Genomic DNA, 587 nt, shown 5'->3' with positions numbered 1-587 from the left:
GGCCGCGCCGGATGCCGGCCCCGCCACGACCGTGTTCGAAGGTGAGATCGACCTGAACGCCTGACCCTGCAACGTCCCTGATAACTGAACGCTCCCGCCACATGAACGATCGCGAAGTCGCCGACTACCTGCTCGCCAACCCCGAATTCTTCGCGCAGCACGCCGAGCTGCTCGCGACGATCCGTCTCGCGAATCCGCACGGCAAGGCCGCGATCTCGCTGCAGGAGCGGCAGATGGAGATGCTGCGCGACAAGAACAAGCATCTCGAGCGCCGGCTCGCCGAGCTCGTGCGCTACGGCCACGAGAACGACAGCCTGTCCGCGAAGTTCAGCCGCTGGACCGCGCGCGTGATCGCGGAACGCGATCCGTACGCGCTGCCGCGCACGATCGCCGACGGCATCGCCGACGTGTTCGACGTGCCGCAGACGGCGCTGCGCGTGTGGGACGTCGCCGACACCTACGCGCAAGCCGACTTCGCGCGCCAGGTCGGCGAGGAAGTGCGCCTGTTCACGAACGGCCTGTCCACGCCGTACTGCGGCGCGAACACCGGCTTCGAAGCCGCCCAGTGGCTCGCGCCCGCGCTCGCC

The 587-nt window shown here is 68.8% G+C and carries 1 protein-coding gene; it reads left to right on the top strand.

The window, feature by feature from the left end; all coding sequences use genetic code 11:
• Positions 1–101: 101 nt before the first annotated feature.
• On the top strand, positions 102–587 hold a 486-nt coding region (locus tag H3O04_RS35635; RefSeq protein ID WP_202589546.1), incomplete at its 3' end, for a DUF484 family protein.

It is taken from the genome of Burkholderia sp. KCJ3K979 (assembly GCF_016759955.1).
In the GTDB taxonomy this organism is placed as follows: domain Bacteria; phylum Pseudomonadota; class Gammaproteobacteria; order Burkholderiales; family Burkholderiaceae; genus Burkholderia; species Burkholderia orbicola.
This window is presented reverse-complemented; position numbering and strand designations above follow the sequence as displayed.